General features: G+C 64.9%; 2 protein-coding genes. Both read right to left on the reverse strand.

The window, feature by feature from the left end; genetic code table 11:
* A partial coding sequence (locus tag AC1HIY_RS07930) for a CRTAC1 family protein (protein ID WP_479576185.1) occupies positions 1-1495 on the reverse strand: 1495 nt, incomplete at its 3' end.
* A 314-nt stretch (positions 1496-1809) separates the two neighbouring features.
* Complete coding sequence (locus AC1HIY_RS07935) at positions 1810-4929, reverse strand: VPS10 domain-containing protein (protein WP_479576186.1); 3120 nt, start codon at positions 4927-4929, stop codon at positions 1810-1812.
* Between the last annotated feature and the right edge of the window lie 220 nt (positions 4930-5149).

Consider the following 5149-nt stretch of genomic DNA (forward strand, 5'->3'; position numbering starts at 1 on the left):
TCAGGCGCTGATCGGCGGCGAGGTCGGTGAGCGTGGTGGTCAGCCCCGAGGGCCAGTCGATGCGCAGTTCGTCGGCGACGGTGTCCGTGCCGAGGCCGAACTGCTGGATGGGTGTGTGCTGGGAGAACAGCCCCGTCCCGGCGTTGATCTCTCGTATCTGGATTCCGCCGTCGTTGGTCAGCGTCAGCCGCGCGCCGATGGCGTCGCGGTTGCTGCACGTGCCGACGAGTTCGACCTGGAGCCAGTGGTTCGAGCCGCCGTCGTTTTGGAAGAGGTGGTTCGGGTCGGTATGGCCCAGCGCTTCCATCACGTACAGGTCGAGGTCGCCGTCATTATCGTAATCCCCCCAGACGGACGACTTCGTTTCCCCGGTTCCGATGTTCATGCCCAGCTCCTCGGCGATGTCGGTAAAGGCGCCGTTGCCCTCGTTGCGATAGAAGAAGTTGCCCTGGCCGGTCTGGGTTTGTACGCTCACGTAGAGGTCCTGGTCACCGTCATTGTCATAGTCGGCGAAGGCGGCATCCCAGTCGCTGATCTCGCCGCTGTCGTCCGGAGGGAGGAGCCCGGCGTCTGCCGTCACGTCTTCGAAGGTCCCGTTGCCCCGGTTGTGAAAAAGGTACATGCGCAGGGGCGTGGTCTTCGTCGAGCCGAGGATGACTTCGGTCAGGAGCAGGTCGAAGAAGCCGTCGTTGTCGTAGTCGGCCCAGAAGACCGCCGCGCCGGAGCTTCCGACTTCGGTCACGATGCCGGCCTGCGTGGTGACGTCGGTGAAGGCGCCGTCGCCGTTGTTTCGGTAGAGGACGGTTCGGTAGGGGGTGACGGCGGCGAGGGCCAGGTCGAGGTCGCCGTCGTTGTCGTAGTCGGCCCACATGTTGCCCATCGCACTGGCAGGGAACGAGAGGCCGGAGGAGACCTGCACGTCGGTGAAGGAGCCGTCGCCGTTGTTGCGCATGAGGGCATTGAAGCCGGGGAAGCTGACGGCGTGAAAGTCGAGGTCGCCGTCGTTGTCGTAGTCGGCCCAGGCGACCCCGGTGCCGTGCTCCATGTTGATTCCCGCGCCGGAGGTTTCGTTCACGTCGGCGAAGACGCCGTCGTCGTTTCGGTAGAGCGTGCTCTGCACGAAGTTGTGCGAATAGAAGTCGAGGTCGCCGTCGTTGTCATAGTCGGCCCAGGCATTGCGCATGGCCACCCAGCAATCTCCCGTGCCGGTTTCGGCGGTGACGTCGGTGAAGGAGCCGTCGCCGTTGTTGCGATAGAGCGTGTTGTCGTCCTCGGGGTCGTCGCAGGGGGGCGCCTCACCGTGCACCACGTACAGGTCCAGCCAGCCGTCCTTGTCGTAGTCGATCCAGTTGGAGCCCCACCGGATGTGGTTCTCGTCGGCGACGCCCGCCGTGTCGGTGACGTCGGTAAAGGTGTATTCCTGGGCGCGTGCGGTCAGTGGAAGGAGGAGCAGCAGGAGGCCGGGCAGGCGAAAGAGCTGGTGACAAGCGGGCATACGTTCGGCCGGACTGGTGGTGGTCGGGCGCGACGATGACAACAACAACGCGCCCGCGCACCGGGTGAACGGATCGTTGGAACAGGCGAAGGGTGGCGTCAAGAACAATGGTGGCGTGAGACCTGCCGGAATGATGCGTCCATACCACGAATGACGGGCCTCGGGCTATCCTTCAGTAGGAGAGAAAGAGGAATGGTTACGAGATTGCGAAGAGGGGGATTTTATTTGCCCCGGGGGGAGAGGGGGGCGAATAAAAAAAGGGCGGTTCCGGTGTGTCCGAAACCGCCCCGAGGGTTGGCGTGAGGGAGGGCGCGTCAGTGCGTGCCCGGCATCGTCGCCGGTTCGTCCGTCTTTACGATCACCGCCGGGATCGCCTTCTCGCGCACGAGGTTGTTGAAGGCGGGCAGGTCGGTCTCGAGGATCGTGTCGAGCTTTGCCAGTTCCGCGTCGATGGCGGCGGTGAGTTCCTCCTTCACGGCCACGGCCTGATCGGTGGGCCGGTAGTCGCCGATGGAAGCGGTCGAGGCGACGGCGGCGAGCTTGTTGTTCAGCCGGATCGGGAAATTGAGCGGGTCCTGGCGGCTCTGGTTTTTCGTCTGATAGAGCGCCTCTTCGATGGCGGTGAGCTTCTCGTTGAGGGCCTGGGCCGCCTTCCGGATCTCCTCCGCGCCCTCATAGTCGCCGAGGCGGCTCGTGATGGCCTTCGTCTGGCTCCGCACGTCGCGGATTTTTTTGATGGCCCGGTGCGTTTCACTCAGCTTGTCCCGGATCTCCATGAGGAAGTCGAACTGCGCCTGGAGGTCGGCGATGGTCGAGGACGAGCGCGGGTCTTTTTTGATCTCGAAGGGGACGCTCGTCGAGTCGTCGCCGACGATGAGACGGGCCTGATAGATGCCGGGCACGGCCACGGGGCCGCGCGTGGTGCCGGCCCACATGATGAGGCCGGGGAACGTTTCGGCGTCCTCGTAACGCATGTTCCACCGGAAGGCGTTCATGCCGGCCTCCACGGCGAGCTTCTGCCCCTTCGTCTTCGGGGTGAACGTGCGGATGACGTCGCCGTCGGCTTCGAGGATCTTGAGCTTCACGGCGCTGCTGTCGGGCGCGTCCTTGAAGTAGTATCGGAGCGTAACGCCGCTGCCGCCGCCGAAGCGCCCGCCGGCCATGCGATACGTCGGGCGGGGCGCGAAGAGCCAGTGCGCGCTCGCGGCCACCTCGTCGTTGAGCTGGTGGAGCGGGGTCACGTCGTCGATGATCCAGAAGGCCCGGCCCTGCGTGGCAACGATCAGGTCGTCGTCCTTCATGTCGAGGTCCGTGATGGGCACGACGGGCAGGTTTTGCTGAAAAGGCGTCCAGTGTGCGCCGTCGTCGAACGAGACGTACATGCCGCTCTCGGTGCCCGCATAGAGCAGCCCGCGGCGCTTCGGATCCGGCTGAATGGTGCGTGTGAAATGCGCCGGGTCGATGCCGTCGACAATCTTCGTCCACGTCTGCCCGTAGTCCGTCGTCTTGTACAGGTACGGGTGGAAGTCGTCCGATTTGTACAGGGTGGCGGCCACGTAGAGCCCGCCCGGCTCAAACGGGTGCGCGACGATGTCGTTGACCTGAATCCATTCCGGCATCAGCTTCGGCGGCGGCGTGACGTTCGTCCAGTTTTGCCCGCCGTCGCGTGTGACGTAGATCAGCCCGTCGTCCGAGCCGGTCCAGATCACGTTCGGGTCGAAATTGCTCTCGGCGACGGTGAAGATGGTCGCGTAGTATTCGACGCCGGTATTGTCCTTCGTGATGGGACCGCCGGAGGGGCCGAGCTTCGCCGAGTCCGCCCGGGTGAGGTCGGGGCTGATCATCTCCCACGATTGCCCCTCGTTCGTTGTGCGGAAGAGGTGGTTGCCGGCGGTATAGAGCACGTCGGGGTTGTGCTTCGAGTAGAGGATGGGGTAGTTCCACTGGAAGCGGTACTTCATGCCCTCGGCGCCGTGCCCCATGGGGTTGTCCGGCCACACGTTGACGGCGCGGACCTCGCCGGTGCGATGGTTGATGCGTTGTAGAAAACCGCCGTAGGAGCCGCCGAAGACGATGTCGGGGTCGTCGGGTTTGGGGGCCAGCCAGCCGCTCTCGCCGCCCGCCGAAGGCTCCCAGTCGCGCTCACTCCGCCCGTTCGAGGTGTGGAGGATGCGGACGGTCGAGTTATCCTGTTGCGCGCCGAGGACGCGGTACGGGAAGTAGTTGTCCGTGGTGACGCGGTAGAACTGCGCCGTGGGCTGGTTGTAATACGTGGTCCAGCTCTCGCCGCCGTCCGAGGTGACCTGTGCGCCCCCGTCGTCGCCGATGATCATGTGGGAGGGATCGTCGGGGTTGATCCACAGGTCGTGGTGGTCGCCGTGGGGCGTGGAGATGCTCTCGTACGTCTTGCCGCCGTCCTTCGAGCGCCAGAAGCGCACGTTGAGCGCGTAGAGCTGATCCTCATTCTTTGGGTCGGCATAGAGGCGCGAGTAGTACCACGCGCGCTGCCGGAGTTTGCGCTCGTCGTTGATCTTCGTCCAGGTCTCGCCGCCGTCGTCGGAGCGGAAGACGCCGCCGTCCTGCGCCTCGACGATGGCCCACACGCGGTCCGGGTTGGCCGGCGAGATCGTCACGCCGATGATGCCGAGCAGGCCGCGCGGCAGGCCGTTGTCCTTTCCGGTGACCTCTTCCCACGTATCACCGCCGTCGGTGGATTTCCACAGGGCGGAGCCTTCGCCGCCGCTTTCCAGGCTGTACGGCGTCCGCAGGATGCGCCACGTCGAAGCATAGAGGATGCGCGGGTTCGTCGGGTCCATCACGAGGTCCACCGCGCCGACCTCGTCGCTCACGAAGAGGATGTTCTCCCACGTCTCACCGCCGTCTTTCGAGCGGTAAACGCCGCGTTCCGCATTCGGGCCGAAGAGGTGGCCGAGCACGGCGGCGTAGACGAGGTCGGGGTTGCGGGGATGGATGCGGATGCGGGGAATGCGCCGAGAGTCGTCGAGCCCGATGTGTCGCCATGTCTTGCCGGCGTCCTCGGATTTCCACATGCCATAGCCGTGCGAGACGTTGCCGCGCACGGTCACTTCCCCGCCGCCGACGTAGATCACGTTCGGGTCCCACGCGCTGACGGCCACCGCGCCGATGGAGCCCCCGAAGAAACCGTCCGAGATGTTCTTCCAGGTTTGCCCGCCGTCGGTGGTCTTCCACACACCGCCGCCCGCGCCGCCGAAATAGTATGTGGACGGCTGGCCCGGCACGCCGGTGACGGCGGCGCTTCGCCCGCCGCGATACGGACCGAGGTTGCGGTAATCGAGGGCGCTGTAAAGCGCTTCGTCGTAAGTCTGGGCGCGGGTGGTGGGGATGGTGGCGAAGACGATCAGGATGGCGCACAACCAGCCTGTCGTCCGGGAAAAGGATAGCGCCTTACGCATGATGTTACCTCCGTGGGGTTTGGGTGACGCGGAGGGAAAATATTAGGCATCAAACGTCAGACAAGCAAAGGGTTTCTGGGAAGCGGCGCTACAGATTTGCGCCGCGCCGCCGGGTGCATTCGGACCGGGGCGGCGGCGCTCCGAGGAGCGTCATCGCCGCACCTTGACCATGCGCCGGGTGATGACCACCGTGCGCGTGACGAGGCGGTAGAGGTACATC

Source organism: Rhodocaloribacter sp., assembly GCF_056451265.1.

Coding starts and splice junctions, on each gene's coding strand:
- AC1HIY_RS07935 (WP_479576186.1), bottom strand. CDS start 4,929: ATGCGTAAGGCGCTATCCTTTTCCCGGACGACAGGCTGGTTGTGCGCC.